This is a genomic window from Kitasatospora phosalacinea (assembly GCF_030268885.1).
Classification (GTDB): Bacteria; Actinomycetota; Actinomycetes; order Streptomycetales; family Streptomycetaceae; genus Kitasatospora; species Kitasatospora phosalacinea_C.
Genome location: NZ_BSSA01000006.1, coordinates 305,522 through 328,588, shown reverse-complemented (window position 1 = coordinate 328,588; position 23,067 = coordinate 305,522). Strand labels below are relative to the sequence as shown.

The 23,067-nt window shown below is 74.0% G+C and carries 24 protein-coding genes, 1 tRNA gene, 1 other RNA gene and 1 pseudogene; 16 read left to right on the top strand and 11 right to left on the bottom strand.

The window, feature by feature from the left end:
• From QSK52_RS12425 to QSK52_RS12405, 5 genes are all read right to left on the bottom strand, one after another.
• The coding region (locus QSK52_RS12425; RefSeq protein ID WP_285736024.1) for an ATP-binding protein at nt 1–430 on the bottom strand (430 nt) is incomplete at its 3' end.
• Entirely contained in the window at nt 427–2,091 is a 1,665-nt protein-coding gene (gene istA, locus QSK52_RS12420; protein ID WP_435053229.1) for an IS21 family transposase, read from the bottom strand. The genes istA and QSK52_RS12425, both read right to left, overlap by 4 nt.
• A gap of 103 nt (nt 2,092–2,194) precedes the next feature.
• Complete coding sequence (locus QSK52_RS12415; protein ID WP_285736022.1) at nt 2,195–2,677, bottom strand: hypothetical protein; 483 nt, start codon at nt 2,675–2,677, stop codon at nt 2,195–2,197.
• A complete protein-coding gene (locus tag QSK52_RS12410; RefSeq protein WP_285736021.1) occupies nt 2,674–3,060 on the bottom strand; it encodes a hypothetical protein in 387 nt (128 codons plus the stop codon). Before QSK52_RS12410 ends, QSK52_RS12415 begins: the two co-directional genes overlap by 4 nt.
• Nucleotides 3,057–3,335 carry a multiubiquitin domain-containing protein gene (locus tag QSK52_RS12405; protein ID WP_285736020.1) on the bottom strand — a complete coding sequence of 93 codons (279 nt, stop codon included), beginning with the start codon at nt 3,333–3,335 and terminating at the stop codon, nt 3,057–3,059. The genes QSK52_RS12410 and QSK52_RS12405 overlap by 4 nt, the downstream gene beginning before the upstream one ends.
• A 122-nt stretch (nt 3,336–3,457) precedes the next feature.
• On the opposite strand from QSK52_RS12405, the gene QSK52_RS12400 reads away from it, so the two are divergent.
• Nucleotides 3,458–3,907 (top strand): helix-turn-helix domain-containing protein, encoded by a 450-nt coding sequence (locus QSK52_RS12400; protein WP_285736019.1) that lies wholly within the window; start codon nt 3,458–3,460, stop codon nt 3,905–3,907.
• Nucleotides 3,908–3,910: 3 nt separating this feature from the next.
• A pseudogene (locus QSK52_RS12395) lies at nt 3,911–4,507 on the top strand (ImmA/IrrE family metallo-endopeptidase).
• A gap of 123 nt (nt 4,508–4,630) precedes the next feature.
• On the opposite strand, the gene QSK52_RS12390 reads toward QSK52_RS12395, so the two are convergent.
• Nucleotides 4,631–4,715: transfer RNA gene (locus QSK52_RS12390), tRNA-Ser, on the bottom strand.
• Between the two features lie 128 nt (nt 4,716–4,843).
• On the opposite strand from QSK52_RS12390, the gene ffs reads away from it, so the two are divergent.
• The 8 genes from ffs (at nt 4,844) to QSK52_RS12350 (ending at nt 12,807) form a co-directional block, all read left to right on the top strand.
• Nucleotides 4,844–4,940: signal recognition particle sRNA small type (gene ffs, locus QSK52_RS12385), an RNA gene on the top strand.
• 62 nt (nt 4,941–5,002) lie between these two features.
• Nucleotides 5,003–7,174: a DNA polymerase III subunit gamma and tau gene (locus tag QSK52_RS12380; RefSeq protein WP_285736018.1), complete on the top strand. Its 2,172-nt coding sequence runs from the start codon at nt 5,003–5,005 to the stop codon at nt 7,172–7,174.
• Between the two features lie 211 nt (nt 7,175–7,385).
• Nucleotides 7,386–7,703, top strand: coding sequence for a YbaB/EbfC family nucleoid-associated protein (locus QSK52_RS12375; RefSeq protein ID WP_033256412.1), 318 nt, complete (start codon nt 7,386–7,388; stop codon nt 7,701–7,703).
• Between the two features lie 257 nt (nt 7,704–7,960).
• The gene (gene recR / locus QSK52_RS12370; protein WP_033256413.1) at nt 7,961–8,560 is read left to right on the top strand and encodes a recombination mediator RecR; all 600 of its coding nucleotides are present in this window, start codon (nt 7,961–7,963) and stop codon (nt 8,558–8,560) included.
• Entirely contained in the window at nt 8,553–9,218 is a 666-nt protein-coding gene (locus QSK52_RS12365) for a DUF5063 domain-containing protein (RefSeq protein WP_285736017.1), read from the top strand. The genes recR and QSK52_RS12365 overlap by 8 nt, the downstream gene beginning before the upstream one ends.
• A gap of 360 nt (nt 9,219–9,578) precedes the next feature.
• On the top strand, nt 9,579–10,862 hold the full coding sequence (locus QSK52_RS12360) for an aspartate kinase (RefSeq protein ID WP_285736016.1): 1,284 nt from the start codon (nt 9,579–9,581) through the stop codon (nt 10,860–10,862).
• Between the two features lie 258 nt (nt 10,863–11,120).
• Complete coding sequence (locus tag QSK52_RS12355; RefSeq protein ID WP_051778552.1) at nt 11,121–11,648, top strand: SigE family RNA polymerase sigma factor; 528 nt, start codon at nt 11,121–11,123, stop codon at nt 11,646–11,648.
• Nucleotides 11,641–12,807, top strand: a complete 1,167-nt coding sequence (locus tag QSK52_RS12350; RefSeq protein ID WP_285736015.1) for a hypothetical protein — start codon at nt 11,641–11,643, stop codon at nt 12,805–12,807. The genes QSK52_RS12355 and QSK52_RS12350 overlap by 8 nt, the downstream gene beginning before the upstream one ends.
• A gap of 212 nt (nt 12,808–13,019) precedes the next feature.
• Here the strand turns inward: QSK52_RS12350 and QSK52_RS12345 are convergent, their stop codons facing one another.
• Nucleotides 13,020–13,778, bottom strand: coding sequence for an SDR family oxidoreductase (locus tag QSK52_RS12345; protein WP_285736014.1), 759 nt, complete (start codon nt 13,776–13,778; stop codon nt 13,020–13,022).
• A 164-nt stretch (nt 13,779–13,942) separates the two neighbouring features.
• On the opposite strand from QSK52_RS12345, the gene QSK52_RS12340 reads away from it, so the two are divergent.
• Nucleotides 13,943–14,758 carry a helix-turn-helix transcriptional regulator gene (locus QSK52_RS12340; RefSeq protein WP_285736013.1) on the top strand — a complete coding sequence of 272 codons (816 nt, stop codon included), beginning with the start codon at nt 13,943–13,945 and terminating at the stop codon, nt 14,756–14,758.
• Nucleotides 14,759–14,791: 33 nt separating this feature from the next.
• Here QSK52_RS12340 and QSK52_RS12335 read toward each other — a convergent pair whose 3' ends face one another.
• Entirely contained in the window at nt 14,792–15,340 is a 549-nt protein-coding gene (locus QSK52_RS12335) for a DUF6197 family protein (protein WP_285736012.1), read from the bottom strand.
• Nucleotides 15,341–15,547: 207 nt separating this feature from the next.
• Between QSK52_RS12335 and QSK52_RS12330 the strand changes: the two genes are divergently transcribed.
• A complete protein-coding gene (locus tag QSK52_RS12330) occupies nt 15,548–17,371 on the top strand; it encodes a S9 family peptidase (RefSeq protein WP_285736011.1) in 1,824 nt (607 codons plus the stop codon).
• Nucleotides 17,372–17,402: 31 nt separating this feature from the next.
• Nucleotides 17,403–18,053, top strand: coding sequence for a hypothetical protein (locus QSK52_RS12325; protein ID WP_285736010.1), 651 nt, complete (start codon nt 17,403–17,405; stop codon nt 18,051–18,053).
• Nucleotides 18,054–18,108: 55 nt separating this feature from the next.
• Here the strand turns inward: QSK52_RS12325 and QSK52_RS12320 are convergent, their stop codons facing one another.
• The gene (locus tag QSK52_RS12320; protein ID WP_285736009.1) at nt 18,109–18,891 is read right to left on the bottom strand and encodes an SURF1 family protein; all 783 of its coding nucleotides are present in this window, start codon (nt 18,889–18,891) and stop codon (nt 18,109–18,111) included.
• A 92-nt stretch (nt 18,892–18,983) separates the two neighbouring features.
• Between QSK52_RS12320 and QSK52_RS12315 the strand changes: the two genes are divergently transcribed.
• From QSK52_RS12315 to QSK52_RS12305, 3 genes are all read left to right on the top strand, one after another.
• Entirely contained in the window at nt 18,984–19,559 is a 576-nt protein-coding gene (locus QSK52_RS12315) for a helix-turn-helix domain-containing protein (protein WP_285736008.1), read from the top strand.
• Entirely contained in the window at nt 19,556–20,092 is a 537-nt protein-coding gene (locus QSK52_RS12310) for a GNAT family N-acetyltransferase (RefSeq protein ID WP_285736007.1), read from the top strand. The genes QSK52_RS12315 and QSK52_RS12310 overlap by 4 nt, the downstream gene beginning before the upstream one ends.
• A gap of 61 nt (nt 20,093–20,153) precedes the next feature.
• A complete protein-coding gene (locus tag QSK52_RS12305) occupies nt 20,154–21,083 on the top strand; it encodes a GlxA family transcriptional regulator (RefSeq protein WP_285736006.1) in 930 nt (309 codons plus the stop codon).
• A gap of 52 nt (nt 21,084–21,135) precedes the next feature.
• On the opposite strand, the gene QSK52_RS12300 is transcribed toward QSK52_RS12305, so the two are convergent.
• On the bottom strand, nt 21,136–22,326 hold the full coding sequence (locus QSK52_RS12300; RefSeq protein WP_285736044.1) for a L,D-transpeptidase: 1,191 nt from the start codon (nt 22,324–22,326) through the stop codon (nt 21,136–21,138).
• A 117-nt stretch (nt 22,327–22,443) separates the two neighbouring features.
• On the bottom strand, nt 22,444–22,983 hold the full coding sequence (locus QSK52_RS12295) for a PadR family transcriptional regulator (protein ID WP_285736005.1): 540 nt from the start codon (nt 22,981–22,983) through the stop codon (nt 22,444–22,446).
• Between the last annotated feature and the right edge of the window lie 84 nt (nt 22,984–23,067).

Genomic DNA, 23,067 nt, shown 5'->3' with positions numbered 1-23,067 from the left:
TGCCGCACCGCACCCTACCGAGCGGCAGGACATGCCCGAGTCTGCAGGGTCTATCGCTACTGACGGCATCAGCAGCGCTTTGACCTGGGCACATGCCTGTGCTGGCCCGGACAACGCCAGATAACTCGCGCCGCTTCTGCCTCGGAAAGCGGGCGGCCGCGACCAGGCGCTGGCGGCGCCGGACGTCGCGGTCGGCGCACTCGACCTGCAGCAAGTCCAGCAGGAACTGCTTGTAGGTGTACTTCTCCCGGCGGGCGGCCTGGGCGAGCTCCTCGAACCGGTCGCGGATCGTGGGCAGCCGCAGGATCTTGCAGGACTCGTCGATCAGCGCGTCCTCCGGGTCGACGTCGGGGCGGTGCAGGCGCCCGGGCGCCTCCGTCCCGGTCAGCTCGCGCAGCCCGGCGGTGCTGTTCGCGGTGGTGAGGGTCATGCCGTTCCTTCCTCGGTGGACCTGCGCTTGAGCAACCGGTCGTACTTCGACAGCGAGGGCAGCGGCCGGGTGTCGGCCGGCAGTGGGCGGCGGGCGTGCAGGGAGATCACGTTGCCCCTGGCCTCGGGTGCGAGGCCGAGCCGGGCGAGTGCCTCGGCCTGGACCGGGTCCTCCGTCACCGGCTCGGCCGGCTCCTGGAGGACGCCGGGCGTCTCCTGGGCCTTGCGAGCCTCGATCGCCACCAGTTCCGCGCTGCAGGAACCGGTCCGCAGGACGGCCTCCATCCCGGCGACGACCGCGTCGGCGGGCAGCTGCCGGTGCAGCAGCAGGACCTCGATCAGCGCCCGGGTGCCCTCCCGCTCGCCGTGCGCCTCGCGGGCGGCGGCCCAGAACGCCTCGTGCGCGGAGGTGAACGTGCCTTCCGCGCGGGCCTGGGCGAGGGCCGCGGCGCCCGCCAGCGCCCCCGGCTTGACCAGCAGGACCTCCAGGTAGTGGTCCAGGATGTCGTGGTAGGTGTAACGGCGCGTCAGCCTCGGGTGCTTAGCGACCACATGGCGGCCGTCGAAGACCAGCAGCTCGTTCGCCCGCAGCGACACCCTCACGGTGCCGCCGATGAACCGGGCCGGCACCGAGTAGTAGCACTGGCGGACCGTGATCCGGCCGTTGCGGTGGACCGTCGGCGTCAGGTCCAGCCCGCAGTCGTAGGCGTCCGCGGGCAGCGGGTTCAGCAGAGGCCGCTCGGCCTCGAAGTCGAACCCGATGCTGGTCGGCCGGCCCTGAATGTGCCGGTCGTCCTCCAGCTGGTCGATCTCGGCGAGCATCTCGTTCAGCTCCGCCAGTGTTGCGACCTGCGGCGGCGGGACCAGGTGGGTGCGGCGGAACCTGCCGCCCTCGTGCTCGACCCCGCCCTTCTCGTGAGCGCCCTCCTCGCCCGGGATGCAGTAGAACGGCGTCACCCCATACCAGGACCGGAAACTCACCCAGCGCGTCGACTCGTTGCGGTCCCGCCCGAAGCAGACCTGCCGGACCGCCGGCCGAAGGTTGTCATACCGGATGTGCCGGGCCGGCACGCCGCCCAGCGTCTCGAACGCGGCCGCATGCCCTTCCAGAAATGCCTGTTGGGACGCGGTCGCGTAAACCCGGTGGACGGCCTTGCCGCTGTAGGAAAGCCGGAGCGTGAACAGCACGCACTTCACCCGCTCGCCCGCCAGGTCCAGCCAGACGTCCGCGAAGTCGACCTCCGCCTCCTGCCCGGGCTGCTTCTCCTGCGGGACCGTGCCCTCCAGATGCCGACGACTCTCCTTGGCCAGCGCGGTGAGCTGCGGACGCCGGTCGTGGACGTAATCCCGGATCGTCGAGTACGACGCCAGCTCGAAACCGTGCTCCACGGCCAGCCGGACCTTGATCCGCTCGATGGTGTGCCGCTGCTTGCGCGGCGCCTCCAGATCTGACCACAGCATCTCGTCGATCCGGGCCATCACCGGCTCCAACACCGACCCCCGGGGCTCCGGCTTCTTGCGCTCTGGCGGGACCGGCGTCCGAAGCGCCTCAGCCACCGTGTTCCGGCTCACCCGATACCGCAGAGCCAGCTGCCGGCCCGAGACCGACGGATCGGCACGGCGATCCCTGCGGATCCTCTCGAACAGCAACTCGCGCGACAAAGCCACCCCGGCCTCCTGACATGACCGTGATCAAGGACCACAGCCTGACAGCGGCCAACCGGAGCAGTCGATCACCATCCCCCGTACGCGGCGTGTCGCGCCCCTACCCCGGGTGGCTCTCAATCTCGATGTCCGAACCAGTGGCTCCCGATCTCGATGTCCCACCGGCTCTCAAAACACCTGTCCAATACAGCACGAGCGCTCCGACCACCTGGCCGCTGATCTGGCCGAGGCTGGGGTAGCCGCGCTCGTGGCTGGCCAGGTCGATCTCGGAGAAGCCCACGTGGTCGAGTCCGAGATGGGCGTGAACAGCAAGGTACGCGAGTCCCTCGTCCCGGGCTCGGATCACCGCGTCGCGTACGAAGGTCGGTGCGAGAGCCCGGTGGCCGAACTCGCCGGGGACGTAGTCCGTGCCCTCGTCGGCGAGGATCAGCTCGCGGGCGAGCAGCCGGGGTCCGCGCGGCCCGTCGGCGAGGCCGGCGAGAAGGACAGCGCCGCGGGCGGCCGACCCCAGGACGTGATCCGACAGGCGGTCCCAGATCTTGGGCGGAATGGTGAGGCTCCACCCCGTGGCGGGCGGGTTCACTGGTCGGCGAGCCACTGACGGATCCTCTCGGCCTTGAGCGCGGCGCTGTCGATGTTCGGGTCGCGGCGGTTCGAACGCCTGGAGATCTGCAGGGCCGGCCGATCCCGCCACGTGACCGACTGGATGGCCTGCCCGTGCGCTCCGCCGTCCGTACGAGCGAGCGGACCGACGTAGTGCGGGTAGACATCGGCGTCCGGGTACGCCGCGCTGATCTGGAAGCCCAGCCAGGTCGTCGACGGCACGTACGCCGCTCCGATCTCGACCTGCTCCACGATGACGTAGACCCCGCCGGAGCCGTCCGGGACCACCTCGACCGGATGACCGGCGAACTGGGCCCGAACGGCTTCGACAGCTTCGGCGATAGCCGGAGTCGAGGAGGTCACGAGTTGTCGTCCGGCGGCACGGCGAGGAACTCCTGGTGGGCGTGGACGCGGATCAGCTCATCGTCGTCCACCACCTCGTACCGGCCATGGCTGCGCTTGACCGAGAGCTGGAAGCCCACGTCGATCGGCAGGCCCTGCGAGATCGCGGCCTGCTTGATCTCCAGGCCGGTCACCTCGCGGTCCGGCAGCGTTACGTCCTGGTTGTTGACCTTCACGGTGACGCTGACGTGCTGGTGGGGGTCCGTCTTGGTGGTCGTGTCGATGGGGGTTTCCATCGGGCACCTCTTTCCGATCTTGATGGTGTCGTTCCTGGGACTGCTCGGGCACCCGGCATGGACGTGTCGAGATGCCGTCACTGTTTGAGATGTCGAACATCTCTTGAGGATCAAGGTAAGCCGTGGTGTTCGAGATGTCAAACACTGGTAGAAAGGAGGTAGGGGAACAGAGACCGAGGAGGAGGGCGATGGCCCGGACGAAGGTGAACGTGGCCGCCCTCTACGCGGCGCTGGACGCCGCAAGGGCGTCGAGAGACCTTTCGTGGAGGCAGCTGGCTGTTCGGGTGGGCGTCAGCCCGTCGACCATGACGCGGCTGGCCAATGGCAACCGTCCGGACGTGGACGCGTTTGCCGCGCTGGTGAGCTGGCTCGGCGAGCCGGCCGAGAGCTTCATGGTGGACGAGGGCGTCCGGCCGGGTGAAGTACCCGAAGAACCTGAGCTTCTTGTGCAGCTTGCCCCGCTACTGCGAGCTCGCTCCGACTTGGGCGAGGCAGATGTGAAGCACTTGGAAGAGCTGATCGGTGCGGCCGTGCGTCGGTTTGCCGCCGACCGAGAGTCTGGTTCGAGGTGAGGCGTGGGGCAGCGGTGGACGAAGAAGGCGCTGGAAGACCTGGCTCTGGAAGAGCGGGCCCGCATCCAGGTCGGGCTTCATCAGTCCATCGATCTCGCTCGCCTCGCGGATGAGTACGGCATTCCGGTCTACCCGCTGAGCGAGCTTGGCGACTCGGGCTGCCCGGCGGAGACTCTGGAGTACTTTGCCAGCGAGCGTGCGGGCACCTGGTCTGCGGCTCTGGTTCCGGTAGGTACAGCGCGCTTCATCGTCGAGAACAGCTCGCACAATCCGCAGCGTCGCCGGTCGAACGTCGCGCACGAGATGGCACACCTTCTGCTGGAGCACGAGTTCAGCAGTGTTGTGTTCACTGACGGGGGGTGCCGGAGCCTGGACCCGGTCGTGAAGATGTAGGAGGCGCAGGCCCTCGCGCTGTCGGGCGAACTTCTGGTTCCTATGAAGGCTGCCATCGAGGTGGCCTTCAGGGACTGGACCGACGAGCAGGTGGCGACGCGGTTCGATGTGAGCATCGAGTTCGCGCGTATGCGCATGAACGCGTCCGGTGCGCGGACGATCGTGTCGCGTGCCCGGGCCAAGCAACGCCGCTCCGGAGCGGGGTAGCAGGCGGCGGCCCGGCCACGGGGGGCCAAAAATCGGAACTGAGACCAAAACTGAGACCAGGGCACGAAGAAGGCCCCGACCGGGAACCCGGTCGGGGCCTTCAACTGCCTTGCTAGGCAGAGGCGGAGGATACGAGATTCGAACTCGTGAGGGGTTGCCCCCAACACGCTTTCCAAGCGTGCGCCCTAGGCCTCTAGGCGAATCCTCCGTGGGAGAGCTTAGTACATGTCGAGGGGTGGTTGCGACCACGCTCTCGCAGGTGGGTGGCCGGGGCGGCCTGCGGATCGGAGTTGGGGGTGGGTGGGGGGAGTGGGGGCCGGGATCCGCTACTCTTGGGGCAGCCCCTCGTGTGGCGCCATCTCGCTGAACCCCCCCAGGGCCGGAAGGCAGCAAGGGTAGGAGAGCTCTGGCGGGTGCGCGAGGGGTCCTTGCGTTCCCGGGGCGTTGGCGGGTGGGCGGCCGCGTTTGTCGGTTGGGCCCGATATCTTCGGGGGTGTGTCCCTAGCCCTGTACCGCCGCTACCGCCCCGAGACCTTCGCGGAGGTCATCGGGCAGGAGCACGTGACCGCCCCGCTCCAGCAGGCCCTGCGCAACAACCGGGTCAATCACGCGTACCTGTTCAGCGGGCCGCGCGGGTGCGGGAAGACGACGAGCGCCCGCATCCTGGCCCGCTGCCTGAACTGCGAGCGGGGGCCGACCCCCGATCCGTGCGGGGAGTGCCAGTCCTGCCGCGACCTGGCGACGGGCGGGCCGGGGTCGATCGACGTGATCGAGATCGACGCCGCGTCGCACGGTGGTGTGGACGACGCGCGCGAGCTGCGCGAGCGGGCGTTCTTCGCGCCGGTGCACAGCCGGTACAAGATCTTCATCCTGGACGAGGCCCACATGGTGACCTCGGCCGGCTTCAACGCGCTGCTGAAGGTGGTGGAGGAGCCGCCGGAGCACCTGAAGTTCATCTTCGCGACCACCGAGCCGGAGAAGGTGATCGGGACGATCCGGTCCCGCACGCACCACTACCCGTTCCGGCTGGTGCCGCCCGGCACGCTGCGCGACTACCTGGCGCAGGTCTGCGGCCGGGAGGGCATCCAGGTCGAGGACGCGGTGTTCCCGCTGGTGGTGCGGGCCGGTGCCGGTTCGGTGCGCGACTCGATGTCGGTGATGGACCAGCTGCTGGCGGGCGCGGGCGAGGCCGGCGTGACGTACCAGATGGCGACGGCGCTGCTGGGGTACACCGACGCGGCGCTGCTGGACGAGGTGGTGGACGCCTTCGCCGCGCAGGACGGCGCGACGGTGTTCCAGGTGGTCGACCGGGTGGTCGAGGGCGGGCACGACCCGCGGCGGTTCGTGACGGACCTGCTGGAGCGGCTGCGCGACCTGGTGATCCTGGCCACCGTGCCGGACGCGGGGGAGAAGAGCCTGATCGACGCCCCGGCCGACCGGATCGCGGTGATGCAGGCGCAGGCCGACCGCTTCGGCCCGGCCGAGCTGAGCCGCGCCGCGGACTTGGTGAACACCGGCCTGACCGAGATGCGCGGCAACGCCGCGCCCCGGCTGCAGCTGGAGCTGATCTGCGCCCGGGTGATGCTGCCCGGCGCGTACGGGGACGAGCTGTCGGTGCAGGCCCGGCTGGACAAGCTGGAGCGGCGGGCGGCGACGGGCGGTTTCGCCGCCCCGGTGGCGTTCCAGCCCTCCGCACCCGCCCAGCAGGCCCCGGCCCCGCCGCCCTCCTACGCCGAGCAGCCGCCGCAGGCCCCCGCGCCCGCCGTCCAGCCGGCGCCCGCGGCCCCGGCGCCCGTCCAGCAGGTGCCCGCGCCCGCCCCGGCGGGTCCCGCGCCGGGTGCCTGGCCGATCCCGCGCAGCTTCGCGCCCGGTGAGCAGCCGACCGCACCCGCAGCGGCCCCCGCGCCCGCCGCCCCCGCGGCGCCCGCGCCCGTCCAGCAGGCCCCGGCGCCCGCGCCCGCGGCCCCGGCGCCCGTCCCGGCGGCGGCGCCGACCGGTGGGCAGCCCTCGGTGGCGGCGCAGCAGGGTGCGGCGCAGATCCGGCAGATGTGGCCGCAGATCCTGGAGGCGGTGAAGAACCGCCGCCGGTTCACCTGGATCCTGCTGAGCCAGAACGGCCAGGTGGCCGGGTTCGACGGCAGCACGCTGCAGGTGTCGTTCGTGAACGCGGGCGCCCGGGACAGCTTCGTCGGCAGCCACAGCGACGAGGTGCTGCGGCAGGCGCTGGCGGACGCGCTGGGCGTGGACTGGCGGGTGGAGTGCATCGTCGACCCGTCGGGCGCGACGAGCCCGCCGTCGGCGCCGTCCGCGGCGCCGCCCGCCCCCGCCCCCGGCGGCTGGGGCGCCCCGTCGGCGCCCCGCCCCGTGCAGCCGCCGCAGGCGCCCGTCCAGCAGATCGCCTCGCCCGTCCAGCAGGCCCCCGCGCCCGCCCCGGTCGTGCAGGCACCCGCCCCGGTGCCCGCCCCCGCGCCGGTGCAGCAGCCCCCGAAGCCGCCGCAGCCGCAGGCGCACCCGCAACCGCAGGCCCAGGCGCAGGTGGCGCCGGAGGACGACGTCCCGGAGGAGGACGACCCCGACCTGGTCGAGGACGTCTTCTCCGCCCAGGAGCTGATCGTCCGCGAGCTGGGCGCGACGGTGCTGGAGGAGATCCACCACCGCCAGAGCTGAGCCCCGGGAGCGCCGGCCCCGGTCCGCCGTCCGCCGGGGCGGGCCGCAGCTGACGTGGGGCTGACGGGCGCCCGCGTAGGCTCGGGGGTGCGGGTGCGGGTGCGGGCGGTCTCGGCCGGGCGCGCCGGTGCCGCGGAGTGTCGTGTCGTGGAGTGTCGACGGACCGTCGACGGACCGAGGAGGTTCCGTGTTCCCTGGTGGCCAGCCGAACATGCAGCAGCTCTTGAAGCAGGCGCAGAAGATGCAGGAGGAGCTGGGCCGGGCCCAGCAGGAGTTGGCCGAGGCGAAGGTGTCCGGTTCCGCGGGCGGCGGCCTGGTGGAGGCGACGGTGACGGGCTCGGGCGAGCTGGTCGCGCTGACCATCGCCCCGGCGGCGGTCGACCCGGAGGACACCGAGACCCTGGCGGACCTGGTGCTGGCCGCGGTGCGGGACGCCAACGCGGCGGCGCAGAAGCTGCAGGCCGAGCGGATGGGCCCGCTGACCCAGGGCCTGGGCGGCGGCAGCGGCATCCCCGGCCTCCCGTTCTGACCTGAGCCCCGGCCCACCGGCCCGGCCCTCCACCGGGCCCGCCGGACGGCCCCGGCCCCGGCCCCGGCTCCGGCCCGTCGCCGGGCCCGTCGCCGGACCCGCCGAGCCGCTCGGCGTGCACACCGCGTGCGCACCGGGAACCCCGGGTAACGGGTTGTGTGATTTATGGGCCAGTAGGGCGTCGGGCGGTGTGTCCGACGCCCGATTCGTTGGATGATGGCACCGGAGCGGACTCCGGTCGAAGGAAGGCGTGGCAGGTGTACGAGGGCGTGGTGCAGGACCTGATCGACGAGCTGGGCAGGCTGCCCGGGGTCGGTCCGAAGAGCGCCCAGCGGATCGCCTTCCACGTCCTGCAGGCCGATCCGGTGGACGTGCGCCGCCTGGCGCACGCGCTGCAGCAGGTGAAGGAGAAGGTCCGGTTCTGCGCGGTCTGCGGCAACGTCGCGGAGTCCGAGCAGTGCCGGGTCTGCCTGGACCCGCGCCGGGACCTCGCGGTGATCTGCGTGGTGGAGGAGCCCAAGGACGTGGTGGCGATCGAGCGGACGCGCGAGTTCCGCGGCCGGTACCACGTGCTGGGCGGGGCGATCAGCCCGATCGAGGGGGTCGGCCCGGACGACCTGCGGATCCGCGAGCTGATGACCAGGCTCGCGGACGGCACGGTCACCGAGCTGATCCTGGCCACCGACCCCAACCTGGAGGGGGAGGCGACCGCGACCTACCTGGCCCGGCTGTGCAAGCCGATGGGCCTCAAGGTCACCCGGCTGGCGAGCGGACTGCCCGTCGGCGGGGACTTGGAGTACGCCGACGAGGTCACCCTCGGCCGGGCGTTCGAAGGGAGACGACTGCTCGATGTCTGACCGAACCGACACCACTGAACTTCCGGGCGGCCCGCTGGGGCGGACCGGGGCCCCGGACGACTTCGCGGTGCAGATCGCCGACTCGGTGGAGAGCTTCGTGCTGGCCGTCACCGAGGTCGCGAAGGGCGACGAGCCGGGCAGCGCCATCTCGCTGCTGCTGCTGGAGGTCTCGCAGCTGCTGCTGGCGGGCGGCCGACTGGGCGCGATCGAGGACGTCCTGCCGGAGGACCGCTTCGAGCCGGACGCCGGGCCGGAGCCGGACGGGGTGGAGCTGCGCGAGCGGCTCGCCGAGCTGCTGGCGCCGATCGACGTCTACCACGAGGTGTTCGACCCGTACGGCCCGCCGGAGAAGCCGAGCGCGTTCCGGATCTCGGACGACCTGGCGGGCGTGGTCAGCGAGCTGAGCCACGGGCTGACGCACTACCGCGAGGGCCGGGTCTCGGAGGCGCTGTGGTGGTGGCAGTTCTCCTACCTGTCCAACTGGGGCTCGACCTGCACGGCGGTGCTGCGGGCGCTGCAGTCGCTGATCGCGCACGTGCGGCTGGACTCGCCGCTGGGCGCGGTGCCGGACGGGGCGGACACCGACGACGACGGGCTGACCGACGAGCAGTTGGAGCAGCAGGCGGGCGACCTGATGGCGGCCGAGCTCGGGCTCTGAAGCGCGGGCCCTGCCGGAAGCGCGGGCCCTGGAGCTCGGGCTCCGAAACGCGGCCCGGGGGGCGCGTCGGAGCACGACGAGGAGCGCACCGGTGCGTCCGCGGGCGGGTCGTGGGCGGATCGCGCCCGGGCTGCGCCCCGGTGTGACGCAACCGTCATCGGCGCCCCGGAGGCGAAGATTCCGGGAGCCGGGCGGCGTCGGGGCGGCGATTCTTCGGGGCGGACGGCCGGGGCCCGCAGACCTGCCGGTCGGCGGTGACCGGAGTCCGATATTCGTATCTCACCATGTGAAAGGCGTCGGCCGGGGGACCCCTGCTCGTTAGACTGGCCGCGACCTACCACCCCGAGTCGAGGAGCCCCCGTGGGCCTTGTCGTGCAGAAGTACGGCGGCTCATCCGTCGCGGATGCCGAAGGCATCAAGCGCGTCGCCCGCCGCATCGTGGACACCAAGAAGGCCGGCCACGAGGTCGTCGTCGTGGTCTCCGCGATGGGTGACACCACGGACGAACTCATCGAGCTGGCGGAACAGGTGACCCCTATTCCGTCCGGTCGCGAGTTCGACATGCTGCTGACCGCCGGAGAGCGCATCTCGATGGCGCTGCTGGCCATGGCGATCCGGACGCTGGGCTTCGACGCCCAGTCGTTCACCGGCAGCCAGGCCGGTGTGATCACCGACTCGACCCACAACAAGGCGCGCATCATCGATGTGACGCCGGGCCGGATCCGGGCCGCCCTGGACGAGGGCAACATCGCGATCGTGGCCGGTTTCCAGGGCGTGTCGCAGGTCTCCAAGGACATCACCACGCTGGGCCGCGGCGGCTCGGACACCACCGCGGTGGCGCTGGCGGCCGCGCTGGGCGCCGAGGTGTGCGAGATCTACACCGACGTGGACGGCGTGTTCACCGCCGACCCGCGGGTGGTCAAGAAGGCCCGCAAGATCGACTGGATCGCCTTCGAGGACATGCTGGAACTGGCCTCGTCCGGCTCGAAGGTGCTGCTCGACCGCTGTGTGGAGTACGCACGGCGCTACAACATCCCGATTCACGTACGATCGTCGTTCTCCGGTCTGCCGGGGACGATCGTCAGCGGCACCAACCCGAACAAGAAGCCCGAAGGGGGCGAGATGGAGCAGGCCATCATCTCCGGAGTCGCCCACGACACGTCGGAGGCCAAGGTCACCGTCGTCGGCGTGCCGGACAAGCCGGGCGAGGCGGCCCGGATCTTCCGCGCGATCGCGGACGCCGAGGTCAACATCGACATGGTCGTGCAGAACGTGTCGGCCGCGTCCACCGGTCTGACCGACATCTCCTTCACCCTCCCCACCAACGAGGGTCAGAAGGCACTGGACGCGCTGAACCGCGTCAAGGAGGGCATCGGCTTCGAGTCGCTGCGCTTCGACGACGCGATCGGCAAGATCTCGCTGGTCGGCGCGGGCATGCGCTCGAACCCGGGCGTCACCGCGACCTTCTTCGAGGCGCTCTCCGAGGCGGGCGTGAACATCGAGCTGATCTCCACCTCGGAGATCCGCATCTCGGTGGTCACCCGCGCGGAGGACGTGCCGGAGGCGGTCCGCGCCGTGCACACCGCGTTCGGCCTGGACAGCGACACCGACGAGGCGGTCGTCTACGGCGGCACCGGCCGCTGAACGGCCCCGGGTCCGCCCCGGATACCCACACCGCAACGGTTGTGTGCGGGACGGGTGAAGCGGACCCGGCCCGTCCGCCGGGTCTGCCAGAATCCCCCTTCGGAGCCAGTGCGCTCGGGAGGGGGATTCCCCCTTCTCGCAAGAACGCCCCGGCCGGGGCAACCAGGACAGGGGATCGTGTGTCCAACCATCGTGACGAACGTGACGGGGGCGGTGGCGCTCGCCCTGCCCGGGGCGGCCCGGCGGGCCGGTAGTCGGATGGGCTTTGCTGCGGCGGCAGCGGACGCGCCCGGGGCCAGCGTCGACCAGCTCACCGATGCCTACCGGGCCCACTACCGTTCCCTGTTGCGGCTCGCCGCGCTGCTGCTGGACGACCTGTCCTCCTGCGAGGACGTCGTGCAGGAAGCGTTCATCCGGGTGCACGCCGCCCGGCGCCGCGTCCGCGACCCCGAGAAGACGCTCGCCTACCTGCGGCAGACCGTGGTCAACCTGTCCCGTTCCACGCTGCGTCGCCGCCTGCTCGGCCTCCGTCTGCTGCCCAAGCCCATGCCTGACATGGCCAGTGCAGAAGAGGGGGCTTACGATGCGCTGGAGCGCGACGAACTCAAGGCCGCGCTACGGGGGTTGCAACGCCGTCAGCGGGAGGTGCTGGTGCTGCGCTACTACGCCGACCTGACGGAGGCACAGGTCGCCGAGGTGCTCGGCATTTCCGTCGGCTCGGTGAAGGCGTACGGGTCGCGCGGGATCGCCGCCCTGCGGGCGCGGATGGAGCGCGGCGATGACTGAGGGCCGACCTCCCCGCCCCGGCGGCGGACCGAGCGGTAGCGGACCGACCGGCGGCGGACCGACCGGCAACGGGCCGACCGGCAGCGGGCCGACCGGCGGCGCACCGGGCGGCGAGGCCGGGAGCGCGCTGACCGAGGACGTGCTGCGGGCCCGGCTGCACCGCGCCGTCTCCGCCGTCGAGCCCGCGTCGGACGCGCTGCCCCGGCTGCGGGTCGCCGTACCGCGCCGCCGGGCCGTCCGCAGACGGGCGCTGGGCGGGGCCGTGGTGCTGGCGGCGGCGGCCGCGGTCCTGCCGGTGGTGAACGTCGCCCGGCCGTTCGACCTGTCCGGGGACCCGGCCGGCGGGCAGGCCGCGTCCGGGGCGGGGAGCAGCCCGGTGAAGACGTCCGGCAGCCACCCGGGCCACCCGCGCACCACCGCCGCGGTGCCGCCCGTCGGCACCGCCGACCCGAGCCCCGGGACGGCGGCCAGCCCGTCCGCGAGCGGCAGCCAGGGCGCCCCGCCCGCGGCCGCGCCGCTGTGCACCCGCACCGACCTCGGCCGTCCGGACGCCCAGCAGGCGGCCGCCGACCCGGCGACCGGCCAGGTGTACGGCTGGTTCCGGCTGACCAACACCGGCGCGCACGCCTGCCGCCTCCCCGGCCCCGGCACGCTCGCCCTGGGCACGGGCGCCGACGGCGTCCACCTGCTCGCGCACGTCGTCGGCGACCCGGCCGGTTCGCTGCCCGACCCGGCGGGGCTGCCCGCCGAGGTGCAACTCGGCCCGGGCGGCTCGTACCTGGTGCGGTTCGCCTGGGTGCCCGCACGCTGCGCCGGGGCCTCCGACTCGCCGACCGGCCCGGGCGGGACGCAACCCTCCCCGGCGGCCAGCGGGGCCGCGGCGGCCGCCGCGGCCGCGGCCGACACCGCGCCCGCCCCGGGACCGACACTGGCCGCCGCCGCGGCCGACCCGACGCCGACCGCCGGCCCGTCCACCGGCCTGGCGGGCGGCGACTGGTCGGCGGCGGCCTTCGCACTCGGCTACACGCCGGACCGGACCGTCGCCGGTGCACCCCTCGGCACCACCCTGCCGCTGGGCTGCGGCGGCACCGTCTACTGGACCGGCCCGGAACCCGACCCGGCCCCACCCGCCACCCCCGCCCCGACCACCACCCCCTGACGCCCGGCCACACCTCCGCCGGGCACCGGGCGCCGGGCCTCGCCGCCCCACCGCGCCTCCGCCGGACACCGGGCCCTGACGCCACCAGCTCCCGCCAGGCGCCGGGCCCTGACGCCACCAGCTCTCCCCAGGCGCCGGGTCCTGGCGCCTCGCCTCGCCGCGCCCCGCCGCCCCACCGCGCCTCGGCCGGGCGCCCGTCCCGCCGGGGCCGTTCAGGCCTGGCGGGTCGGCAGCACCACCAGCTGGCGCAGGTTCACGTGCCGGGGGCGGCTGGCCGCGTAGGCGACCAGGTCGGCGATGTCCGCGGCGGCGAGCGGGCCGATCGCGTCGAACATCGCGCCGAGCTGGCCCTCGGGGCCGAGGGCCGGGTTGTCGATGTGGGTGCCGAGCTCGGTGTCGGTGAGGCCGGGCTCGATGTTGGTGACCCGGACGTCGCGCGGGCCGTACTCGCTGCGCAGCGCGGCCGAGAGCTGGGTCAGCGCGGCCTTGGTGGCGCCGTACACCGCGTAGTTGGGGAAGACCACGCTCGCGCCGATCGAGGAGATGTCGACCAGGTCGGCGGTCGCGCCGTCCGCCGCGGCGGCGACCAGGTCGGGGCCGAAGGCGCGGATCATCCGCAGCACGCCGGTCACGTTGGTGTCGATCATGCGGGACCACTCGTCGATCCGGCCGTCGTCGACCGGGTTCGGCAGCATCACGCCGGCCGAGTTGACCAGCAGGTCGACCCGGCCGAGGGCCTCGTGGACGAGCTTCTGCGCGGCGTCGACGGAGTCCTGGTCGGTGACGTCGGCGGTCACCGCGAGCGCGTTCGGGCCGAGTTCGGCGGCCAGCGCGGCGAGCCGGTCGGTCCGGCGGGCCAGCAGCGCGACCCGGGCGCCCTCGGCGACCAGCTGCCGGGCGATCGCCTCGCCCATGCCGCTGGCGGCGCCGGTGACGACTGCGGTGCGGCCGTTCAGGGTGGGGTAAGCCATGGGAATCGCTCTCCTCGTCCGTGCGGGACTCCGGTGCCGGCCGACGGCCGGCGTTTCCTGCTGACGGGGAAGAGTCTGTTCGGCGGCGGCGGCCGTACCCAGTGCCGTGGTTTTCCTGGGTCCGGGAGAACCACCTTCGCGGTGGCCGACGTATCGTCGGGGGCATGAGCGAACTGGGGGAGTTCCTGCGGCAGCGTCGAGCCCGGATCCAGCCGTCGGACGTGGGCCTGCCCGAGCTGGGGCGCCGCCGTCGGGTGCCGGGGCTGCGGCGGGAGGAGGTCGCGCAGCTGGCGGGGGTGAGCGTCGACTACTACGTGCGGCTGGAGCAGGGACGGGGCGACGGCGTCTCCGCGGAGGTGCTGGACGCGGTGGCCCGGGTGCTGCGGCTGGACGGCACCGAGCGCGGCCACCTGCACGACCTGGCCCGCCCGCCGCGCGGGACGTACCGGCGCACGCCGCGACGGGTCCGCCCGGGGCTGCGGCTGGTGCTGGACGCGATGCGGACACCGGTGTTCGTACTGGGCCGCTGCATGGACGTGCTGGCCTGGAACGCCCCGGCCGACGCGGTGATCGGCTTCTCCGAACTGCCGCCCGGCGAACGGAACATGGCCCGCCACGCCTTCCTCACCGAGGCCGGCCGCCGGCTCTACCCGGACTTCGAGCGGGTCGCCGCCGAGACGGTCGCCTACCTGCGGCTGGACGCGGCCCGCCACCCGGACGACCCCGACCTGGCCGCGCTGGTGGCCGACCTGACCGCCGGGAGCCCGCTGTTCGCCGAGCTGTGGGCCCGGCACGGCGTCCGGGAGAAGACGTCCGGACGGAAGCTGCTGCTGCACCCGCGGGCGGGGGAGCTGGACTTCGGCTACGAGACGCTCGCCCCGCCCGGCGAGCCGGGGCTGCTGCTGGTGGTGTACACCGTCGAGCCGGGGTCGGTGACCGCCGAACGGCTGGCGGCGCTCACCGCGGCCCTCCCCGTCTGAGGCCCGCCTGAGGCCCGTCGAGGACCCGGACCGTCAGATCCCGAGGAGGTGCGCCCGGGCCCGGGCCCGCTCCAGCAGGGCGTGCACCTCGGCCTGGCGGCGGCCGGGACGGTCGTTCCACACGTCGGGGGAGGGCACCGGGCGGCCGGTGGCGTGCAGCACCTCCATGACCTGGGCGCGGGCCCGGCGCACCGTGTACGCGGTGCCGTAGCCGTGCGCCAGGACGGCGGTCTGCGCGCCGAGCAGGCAGACCCGGCCGCGGGCGTCCCAGAGCGCGCCCTGCGTCCAGCCGGCCTCGGCGAGGTAGCGGGAGGTCAGCCGCAGGTGCCCGGCGACGGTGACCTCCACCGGGCGGGCGGGGCGGCTGGCCAGCCGGTCCAGCAGCGAGCGGCGGGGCAGCGGCTCGCCGTGGTTCCAGGGCTGCCGGACGCTGCCGTACGGGCCGGGCGGCGGGGCGGAGGGGAGCGCGGGGGCGGGGACGGGCAGCCCGGCCAGGTACTGCTCGATCTCCTCGACCAGGCCCAGCGCCTGGGCGAGCTCGTGCGGGTCGAGCCGGTCGAACGGGGGCGCGGGGACGGTCACGGCGACACTCCTCCGGTCATTATGTCCGTGTTTGTCACGGTACCGTTGATAGCCCGTCAGTGGCCGCACCGCACCAGCTCCGTGTCCGTACCAATCGAGCGCCGACCGGGCGCCGACCGAGCGCCGACCGGGCGGCGCCCGCGTCCGGCCCCCGCGCTCCCGTCCGGACCGTTCCGATCACCCCCCGGCATCGGGTTGGATGAGTGCATGAACGAGCAGACGAACGCCGTTCCGGCGTGGGAGCAGCGGTTCCGGGCGGCGCGGGTCTCCCTGCCCGACTGGGCGGACGAGGCACCCGACCGGGCGCTGTACGTGTCCAACGCGACCGGCACCTACGAGGTCTACGCGTGGGACCGCTCCACCGGCGAGCACCGCCGGGTCACCGACCGCCCGAACGGCACCACCGACGCCGAGCTCTCCCCCGACGGGCAGTGGATCTGGTGGTTCGACGACACCGACGGCGACGAGTTCGGCGTCTGGCGCCGCCAGCCCTTCTCCGGCGGTCCCGACGAGGAGGCCGTCCCGGGCGTGCCCGCCGCGTACTCGGCGGGCCTGGCGCTCGGCCGCGACGGCACCGTGATGGTCGGCACCTCCACCGACGACGAGGGCACCACCCTGTACCTGCGCCGCCCGGGCGCCGCCGAGCCCGAGGTGGTCTACCGGCACGCCGAGTACGGCGGCGTCGGCGACCTCTCGCACGACAGCACCCTGCTGGCCGTCGACCACACCGAGCACGGCGACGCCATGCACTCGGCGATCCGGGTGCTGCGCCTGGCCGACGGCGCCACCGTCGCCGAGCTCGACGAGGTCACCGGCCGCGCGGAGCCGCGCGGCGTCGCCTGCCTGGGCTTCGCGCCCGCCGACGGCGACACCCGGCTGCTGGTCGCCCACCAGCGCAGCGGCCGCTGGGAGCCGGTGCTGTGGGACGTCGTGGCGGGCACCGAGACCGAACTCGCCCTGCGCGACGAGCAGGGCCGCCCGTTCCCCGGCGACCTGTCCGCGCAGTGGCGCCCGGACGCCCGCTCGCTGCTGATCGAGCACGAGTACGAGGCCCGCTCCGAGCTGTTCTCGTACGACCTGGAGTCCGGCGAGCTGACCAGGCTGGACACCCCGCGCGGCACCGTCGCCGGGGCCACCGCCCGCCCCGACGGCACGGTGGAGTTCCTGTGGTCCTCGGCGGCCGAGCCGTCCGTGGTGCGCTCGACCTCCGGCGCGGTGGTGCTGCGCGCCCCCGGCCCCGTCCCGCCCGGCTCGGTGCCGGTCGAGGACGTCTGGGTGGACGGGCCCGGCGGCCGGGTGCACGCGCTGGTGCAGCGCCCGTCCGGGGAGGGCCCGCACCCGACGGTGTTCGAGGTGCACGGCGGCCCGACCCACCACGACAGCGACTCCTTCGCGGCCGGACCCGCCGCCTGGCTCGACCACGGCTTCGCCGTCGTCCGGGTCAACTACCGAGGCTCCACCGGCTACGGGCAGGCCTGGACCGACGCCCTCACCGAACGCGTCGGCCTGATCGAGCTGGAGGACATCGGCGCGGTCCGCGACTGGGCGGTCGCCTCCGGCCTGGCCGACCCGGACCGGCTGGTGCTCTCCGGCGGCTCCTGGGGCGGCTACCTGACCCTGCTCGGCCTCGGCACCCAGCCCGACCGCTGGACGCTCGGCCTGGCCGCCGTCCCGGTCGCCGACTACCTGACCGCGTACGCCGACGAGATGGAGGCGCTGAAGTCCCTGGACCGCACCCTCTTCGGCGGCACGCCCGAGGAGGTCCCCGAGCGCTGGCACGCCTCCTCTCCGCTGACGTACGTCGAGCAGGTCAAGGCGCCGGTGTACATCAGCGCGGGCGTCAACGACCCGCGCTGCCCGATCCGGCAGGTCGACAACTACGTCCGGCGGCTGGAGGAGCTCGGCAAGGTCCACGAGGTGTACCGCTACGATGCCGGGCACGGTTCGCTGGTCGTCGACGAGCGGATCAAGCAGCTCCGCCTGGAGATCGACTTCGTCCGGCGCCACCTGGCGCCCGGCACCGTCCGGTGAGCTGCGGGCCGGACGACGAGGGGGACAACTGATGGGCGGACGCGCCGCGCTGGCCGCCGCCGCGGTCGGCGCCGTGCTGCTGACCGCGGCCGGCTGCGCCACGGGCAGCGGGAGCGGGAGCCACGACTGCGTCCGGGCCGCGGGCGCCGTCACCGCCGACACCGGCCTGGTGCTGGCCGGGAGCGGCGACGGTGGTGGCGGCGGTGTCGTCGTGCAGGCCCGGGCCGGCGGCGGCAGCAGCGGGAGCCGCACCTCGAAGGGCGGCTCCAGCGGCAGTCGCACCTCCAAGGGCGGCTCGTCCGGCGGCGGTTCCAGCGGCTCCCACGGCTCCACCGGCGGGTCGTCCACCGGCGGGTCGTCCGGCTCCAAGCACACCACCGGCGGCAGCAGCACGGTGCACCACTACCACCACAGCACCGGGGACTCCACCCGCACCGACGACTACGTCGACGACTGCGGCAACCCGTCGCCCGCGCCGGGCTACCAGGGCTACGGCGGCGGCTGCGCCACCCCGAACGCGCTGCCCGTGGCCACCCCGGCCACCGGCACCGCCGCGCCGCCTTCCGGCACCGGGGCGAGCGCCGCGGCCCCGCCGGTGCCGTGCGGCAGCCCGGGCGCGGGCGCCGCGCCCGGCGGCAAGGTGACGCCGTCCCCGGCGCACTCGCCGTCGAGGTCCCGCTGAGCGGCCGTCGGTCCGGGCCGGGACCTTCCGGCCCGGACCGACGGCCGGCTCGGGATCAGTCCAGGACCGGGTCCAGGCCGAGGGCCCGGTCCTGGGCGGCCTCCGCCTCGCGGCGCACCAGCCGGAACCACATGAACACCACGAACCCGGCGAAGACGAACCACTCCAGGGTGTAGCCCAGGTTCTGGAAGGCCCGCAGGCTCAGCCCGTCGCCGCCCTCCGGCTGCACGGTGGGCACCGCCGTCAGCCCGGCCGGGACGTCGTCCGCCGCGACCCAGCCGTCGTACACGGGGTACGGCAGCACGTTGACCAGGGTGGCCGGGCTGATCGTGCCCAGCTGCCCGGCGGGCAGGCCGCCCGCCACCGCGCCGCCGCTGCCGCTGTTCTCGGGGGCCTGCAGCCGTCCGGTCACGCTGACCTGCCCGGTCGGCGCCTGCGGTGCCGTGCCGGGTTCGCCCGCGGCCCAGCCGCGCACCACGGGCACCGCCCGGCCGCCGTCGGTGACCAGCGGGGTCAGCACGTAGTAGCCCTGGTGGCCGTCCACCGTCCGCCCGGGGACCAGCAGTTGGTGTGCGCCGTCGTACGCGCCGGTGACCCGGACCGTCCGGCCGACGGTGTCGGTGCCGACCTTGGCCGCGCCGTCCGGCAGCACCGCCGCCAGCGGCTGCGCCTCGGCCTGTGCAGAGGCGGCCGCGGCCCGGCCGTTCTCCTGGTGGGTCGAGACCCGGGACTCGAAGCGGTCCAGCTGCCAGGTGCCCAGCATCAGGCAGACCACGATCGCCGCCACCGCGACGACCGTGCCGACGAGCCACCGCGGGCTGAGCAGGAACCGGTACACCCCACCACGGTAACCATTCCTGACATCCCGGATGAGCGCGGGTCGGCGGACCCGCTTCCATCTCGTCCCTGTTCCGGGATATCGTCCCGGATGTGGGAAACGACGAACTGCCGGACGAGGAGGGCCGCCGCCTGGCCGCCCGGCTGGCCGCCCTGCGCGCCGAACGCGGCTGGTCACTGGACGAGCTCGCCCGCCGCAGCGGCACCAGCCGCTCCACGCTGTCCCGGCTGGAGCGCGCCGAACTGAGCCCGACCGCCGCCCAGCTCGGCCGGCTCTGCACCGCGTACGGCCGCACCGTCTCCCGGCTGCTGGCCGAGGTCGAGTCCGAGCCGCCCGGCCTGCTGCGCGCCGCCGAGCAGCCGCACTGGCACGACCCGGCGACCGGCTTCGTCCGCCGCTCGGTCTCGCCCCCGCACCCCGGCCTGCGCGCCGAGCTGGTCGAGGGCACCCTGCCGCCCGGCGCGGACATCCGCTACGAGGCCCCGCCCGTCCCCGGCCTGGAGCACCACCTGTGGGTGCTGGACGGCGCGCTCGACCTGACCCTGGACGCCGCCGTGCACCGCCTCGCCGCGGGCGACTGCCTGCGCTACCGCCTGCACGGCGCCTCCGGGTTCCACTGCCCCGGCCCCCGCCCCGCCCGCTACCTGATCGCCCTGGTGCTGCCGTGACCCCGACCGTCCGCCCGCTCACCCCCGGAACCCTGGCCGCCCGCCGGGACGCCCTCGCCGAGCTGCTGCTGGACGCGGTGGCCGACGGCGCCTCGGTCGGCTTCCTGGCCGGGACGGACCACCGCGAGGCCGCCGCCTGGTGGGACGGCCTGCGCCCGTCCGTCGCCGCCGGGACGCGCCTGCTCTGGGTCGCCGAGGACGCCGCCGGGCGGGTCCTCGGCACCGTCTCGCTGGTCCGCGAGGAGAAGCCCAACGGCCGCCACCGGGCCGAGGTCGCCAAGCTGCTGGTCCACCGCGACGCCCGCGGCGCGGGCCTCGGCCGCCGCCTGCTGCGGCACGCGGAGGACGCCGCCCGCAGCTGCGGCGCCACCCTGCTGCTGCTCGACACCCAGACCGGCAGCGCCGCCGAGCACCTCTACCGCACCTCCGGCTGGACGGCGTTCGGCACCGTCCCCGGCCACGCCGCCACCCCGGACGGCACGCTCGCGGCCACCACCTACTACTACAAGCACCTGGACGCCCCCGCGGGGTGATGGCAGGAAAGGTGGGGTGCGCGTCCTTGCTGCCACCGGCCGCGCCCGCCAGGGTGGGGGCATGTCCTCCCGCAGCGTGCTGATCGTCCTGTTCGACGGGGTGCAGAGCCTCGACGTCACCGGCCCGCTGGAGGTGTTCCACGGCGCCGGGTACCGGGTCACCACCGCCTCGCCGGGCGGACGTCCGGTGCGCAGCGGCAGCGGCCTGGCCCTGCTGCCCGACACCGACCTCGACCTGGCCGCCCCGGCGGACACCCTGCTGGTCCCGGGCGGGGCGGGCGCCCGCGGCGAGCCCGCGCCCGGGCTGACCGACCGGATCGCCGCCCTCGCGGCCGACGCGCGGCGGGTCGTCTCGGTCTGCACCGGCACCTTCCTGCTGGCCGCGGCCGGGCTGCTGGCGGGCCGCCGGGTCACCACGCACTGGCGGCACAGCGCGGAGCTGGCCGCCCGCCACCCGGAGCTGACCGTCGACCCGGAGCCGATCTACGTCCGGGACGGCCGCTTCCTGTCCTCGGCCGGGGTCACCGCGGGCATCGACCTGGCCCTGCACCTGGTCGAGGAGGACCTGGGCCGGGAGGTCGCGCTCGCGGTCGCCCGCAGCCTGGTGGTGTTCCTGCGCCGCCCGGGCGGCCAGGCCCAGTTCTCCACCCAGCTGTCGGCGCAGTTCGCCGAGCGGGACGCCGTCCGGGAGGTGCAGCGCTGGATCGTCGAGCACCCGGAGGCGGACCTGTCGGTGGAGTCGCTGGCCCGCCGCGCCGCGCTGTCGCCGCGCCAGTTCGCCCGGGTCTTCGCCGCGGACGTCGGCACGACCCCCGGCCGGTACGTGGCCCGGGCCCGGCTGGAGGCGGCCCGCCGCCGGCTGGAGGACAGCCGGGACGGGATCGAGCAGGTCGCCCGCTCCTGCGGCTACGGCTCGGCCGAGGCGATGCGCCGGGCCTTCGCCCGGACCCTGGCCACCACCCCGGCCGACTACCGCCGCCGCACCCGCTGACGCGGGCCGCGGCCGTCCGGCAGGCCGCCGCCGTCCGTCGTCGGGGCCGCGGTCACCACTGCTCCCAGGTCAGGTTCCAGCCGCTGAGGCCGTTGGCGGGGTCGAGCGGCTCCTTCTTGACCGAGTTCCGGACGACCACCACGTCGCCGACCTTCGAGGCGTTGTAGATCCGGCCGCCGGGGGTGTCGTCGCTGCCCTCCGGGGTGTCGGGCAGGCCGATGCAGCCGTGGCTGATGTTCGCCCGCCCGGCCACGCCGCGGGCGGCCGGGTTGCCGTGCAGGTAGGTGCCGGAGGTGGTCAGCCGCATCGCGTGCGGTTCCGTCGCCTCGTAGCCGGGGCCCTTCAGGTTGGTCTGGCCCTCGGAGGTTATCTTCTCCATCCGGCTCTTGGCGGAGATGACCATGGTGCCGTTCCAGGACGGGTTGTCGTCGGTGCCCGCGACGATCGGGACGACCTCGTCGGGCCTGCCGTCCTCCTTGACCACCATCTGGTGGGTGCGGGCGTCGACCTCGCTGATCCGGGAGCGGGCGACGGTGAAGTGCTCGTCGCGCTCGGTGGCGCCGTACACGCCGGGGGCCAGTTCCACGCTCTTGGTGCGCAGGTGGACCTGGACGGTGGTGCCGGGCTTCCAGTAGGCGGCGGGGCGCAGGTCGAGCCGGGTGTCGTTCTCGAACCAGTGGCCCCTGACCTGGGTGCCGTCGGAGGCCTCGACGACGATCGCCCGCTCGACGGCCTCCTTGTTCCTGACCTTCAGGCCGCCGAAGTCCACCGAGATGATCATGCCGACGCCGACGTCCTGGCCGGTCACCACGTTGTCCTCGACCTTGACGGTCCGTTGCGGGACGAGGGTGGTGAAGGTGCTGGTGGCGGTGGTGGCGAGGCCGTCGGCGTCGGCGGCCCTCGCGTCCACCCGGTAGGTCGCGCCGACCGCGAGGGCGCCCGCGGTCGGGGTCCAGGTGAGGTGGTCGGCGGCGAGGGCGCCGTCGACCGGCCGCCCGTCCTGGCCGGTGACGGTGACCTCGGTCAGCTTCCCGGTCGCCACCGAGACCCTGACCGCGCCGGGGGCGACCTCCTTGGCGCCGTCCCCGGGCTCGATCGACAGCACGGCCGCGGAGGCCCTCGCCGCCGCCGGGGTGCTCGGCCCGCCCCCGCCCGCCGGGGCCCCGGCGCCGCCGCCCGCACCCCCGCTGCTGCAGGCGCCCAGCAGCAGCGTCCCGCCCAGCACCGCGCCCACCATCGACATCCGTCGCACGACGGCTCCCCCTCCATCGGATCTTCCGGAAGGGGTACACGCACCGGGGGGCGCCCGGGTTTCGGCCGGCGGCCCGGAGAAGTGTCACGGTTCCGCACGGGCCCGGGGTCAGTCCGCGGACTGCTCCGCCAGGTCGGCCAAGGTCCGCTCCAGCCAGCCCAGTTCGGCCCGGCTGGTGGCGCGGGCCACGGTCAGCAGGCCCTGCCGGAACGGGTCGTCGAGCTCCTCGGCGGTGAGCGGCCGTCCGGCGTCGTCGTGGAAGAAGCTGCTGGGCTGCTGCAGGAACTCCAGCCGCCGCCGCAGCACGGCGGCCTGCTCGGCGGGCCGTTCCAGGTGGCGGAGGAAGGCGAGCACGGTGAACCAGTGGTTCTCGTCGGTGACCGCGGTGCCGTCCACCTCCCGCAGGCGGCGCAGCAGTTCGGCCCGGCCGTCGGTCGTGAGGGTGAGCACGTGCCGGGGCGCGGCCCGGCTGCCGGGCTCGGTCTGGCGCTCCAGCCAGCCCGCCTTCTCCAGGCGTTTGATCGCCGGGTACAGGGTGCCGTCCGCGATGGGCCGGACGTGCCCGGTCAGGTGGGCCACCCGCCGCTTCAGCTCGTAGCCGTGCAGGGGTCGTTCGAAGAGGAAGCCGAGGATCGCCAGTTCCAGCACCCGACCATCATCCCGCACTCCCGTTATACATAGACGCCGATGTATAGTTCCATCGATGTATCAACCGCTTCCCCGGGAGGACGA

Coding starts and splice junctions, on each gene's coding strand:
- QSK52_RS12405 (WP_285736020.1), bottom strand. CDS start 3,335: ATGGAAACCCCCATCGACACGACCACCAAGACGGACCCCCACCAGCAC.
- QSK52_RS12375 (WP_033256412.1), top strand. CDS start 7,386: ATGCAGCAGCTCTTGAAGCAGGCGCAGAAGATGCAGGAGGAGCTGGGC.
- QSK52_RS12365 (WP_285736017.1), top strand. CDS start 8,553: ATGTCTGACCGAACCGACACCACTGAACTTCCGGGCGGCCCGCTGGGG.
- QSK52_RS12355 (WP_051778552.1), top strand. CDS start 11,121: ATGGGCTTTGCTGCGGCGGCAGCGGACGCGCCCGGGGCCAGCGTCGAC.
- QSK52_RS12350 (WP_285736015.1), top strand. CDS start 11,641: ATGACTGAGGGCCGACCTCCCCGCCCCGGCGGCGGACCGAGCGGTAGC.
- QSK52_RS12345 (WP_285736014.1), bottom strand. CDS start 13,778: ATGGCTTACCCCACCCTGAACGGCCGCACCGCAGTCGTCACCGGCGCC.
- QSK52_RS12340 (WP_285736013.1), top strand. CDS start 13,943: ATGAGCGAACTGGGGGAGTTCCTGCGGCAGCGTCGAGCCCGGATCCAG.
- QSK52_RS12330 (WP_285736011.1), top strand. CDS start 15,548: ATGAACGAGCAGACGAACGCCGTTCCGGCGTGGGAGCAGCGGTTCCGG.
- QSK52_RS12325 (WP_285736010.1), top strand. CDS start 17,403: ATGGGCGGACGCGCCGCGCTGGCCGCCGCCGCGGTCGGCGCCGTGCTG.
- QSK52_RS12305 (WP_285736006.1), top strand. CDS start 20,154: ATGTCCTCCCGCAGCGTGCTGATCGTCCTGTTCGACGGGGTGCAGAGC.
- QSK52_RS12300 (WP_285736044.1), bottom strand. CDS start 22,326: ATGTCGATGGTGGGCGCGGTGCTGGGCGGGACGCTGCTGCTGGGCGCC.